This window comes from Marinobacter sp. (genome assembly GCF_035268745.1).
GTDB lineage: Bacteria > Pseudomonadota > Gammaproteobacteria > Pseudomonadales > Oleiphilaceae > Marinobacter.
This window is the reverse complement of the sequence record NZ_DATFKH010000181.1, coordinates 1-1,825: the sequence shown is the minus strand read 5'-3', so window position 1 is coordinate 1,825 and position 1,825 is coordinate 1. Positions and strand designations below refer to the sequence as shown.

The window sequence follows — 1,825 nt, the reverse complement described above, 5'->3', positions numbered from 1 at the left end:
GCTCCAGAATGCTCGCTGGCTGACCAACCTCCTCCAGCCGGGCCGCCAGAGGATCAAGATCAATCAGGGTCTCAAGGACATCGAATAGAACTACGCTTGGTCGGTTAGCCATGTCGGGAGCCCTCCTCGGTCGCAGTGTTTTCACCGAAAGTGTAGTTGAGATTAACGCCCTTTACTGCCCCGGGAAAAGGTGGCTGAATTACTCGCCTCCAAAGACACCGGTTTTCTGATTCGCCACGCTAATCCAGCATTCCAAGAAAAGCGATCAGCGCTTGTTTTTGCTGATCCGTCAGATTCATGGGTCTCAACTCATGATGGCCATTTGGTCCATTTTCCGGAGGATTCTGGTAGTAATTCACCACTTCTGCCAGGGTTTCGAAGCGACCGTCATGAAAGTATGGTCCTGTTCGTACAAGATATCGCAAGGTCGGTGTCTTGAACGCACCACGTAAGGTCTGATGTGCCTCCTGCGATACGTGATTGAGCGCATCGCACTGCCCGGGCGCAGCGTCACTGTAATCGCCAAGGCAATTGAATTCGTCCATGAGCACCGCCTGCAGCCCGAAAATCCGGCCAGAATCCGTGGACTGTCCGGAAAACCGTCCGCTACCTATATTGTGGAACCCACCATTGCTTAACAGCGGCCCATTGTGGCACTGGAGGCATTGCGTCCGCTCAGTATCGGTATAGAGCTTCATCCCACGTAACTCCGCCGCGGAAACCAGCTTGCCTGCCCGCTCTGTTTGGCCTCTGCTGAGGACTTCAACAAACCGGTCGAACCGGGTTTCCGGCGGGTGGAGGGTGCGCTGGTAGGCCTCCAGGGTTTTGCCGATGTTGGCGAACACTCTGTTGATCTGCTGCTGTGTCTGGCGGGGCAGACGGTACCAGGCGTTCTGACGCGCAGTAACGCCAATAGGTGTGGCCTGGTCGGGAATACTGTTCCAGTCCAGTTCCGGAGGAGGGCCAAACAAGGCCCGGTAGTCCTTCTGGTAATCCGGGTCGGTCAATACCCGCTGCACGACCGCAACCCGGCTGGTGCCCATTTCGTTTGCGTCCTCAAAGGGTACCAGCGCCTGGGACCATAATGAGTCCCGCCGGCCATCCCAGTAGAGCCAGTCCAGGTAGGCTGCGCCATAAAGTGTGGGAGTGTTGCGGGTTGTTGTGGCCATTCCTTCGGCCAGTGACTTGCCATCGGTGAAAGCCATTTCGGCCTGGTGGCAGCTTGCACAAGAAAGCGAGCCGTCAATGCTGAGAGTAGTATCAAAAAACAGTGCCTTTCCCATTGTCACAGCCCTTTCATCATCCGCCACCCGGTTGGAGGGGCTGGCGGGCACCGGCCCGAGGCCAGCAAGGCTCAATGACTGAAGAATGCGAAGGTCAGCTTCGGACAGGTTGCCGGGCAAATCGGCACTGACCGGAGAAGTGAACAACAGGACGCCCGCACAGAGGAACGGGAAAAGACGGCAGAACATCAGTAGCCCAGATTTAGTGTCAGTTCGGCTACGTCCTCCCGGTTCTGCCCTGCAAGATGGAATCGCAGCTTCCACTCACCGTGCATATTGAACAGAAACCCGGAAATACGATACCGCCCGTCGCCCAGGTGTTCATGCACCTTTGGTTGGCTGGGCAATCCGTGACCATGGCCGGGCATACCGCCACTTACAGACAGCGCGGCCAGATCTGCCGGGCTGCCGTTGGCATCCTTAACCTCCACAGTCCAGTCATGGTACTCACGAAGAGGAGGTTTCTCTGGCACGGGCCTGGCAACCACCTGGAAGTGGCCATCACGGGACACAGCTTCACAACCCTCGCGACAGTCATCGGC

The 1,825-nt window shown here is 57.0% G+C and carries 2 protein-coding genes; both read right to left on the bottom strand.

The annotated features are described in order from the left end of the window. Positions 1-239 precede the first annotated feature (239 nt). Positions 240-1,430 (bottom strand): cytochrome-c peroxidase, encoded by a 1,191-nt coding sequence (locus tag VJ956_RS12680; protein ID WP_324085408.1) that lies wholly within the window; start codon positions 1,428-1,430, stop codon positions 240-242. A 41-nt stretch (positions 1,431-1,471) separates the two neighbouring features. Beyond that, the coding region (locus VJ956_RS12675) for a FixH family protein (RefSeq protein WP_324085407.1) at positions 1,472-1,825 on the bottom strand (354 nt) is incomplete at its 5' end.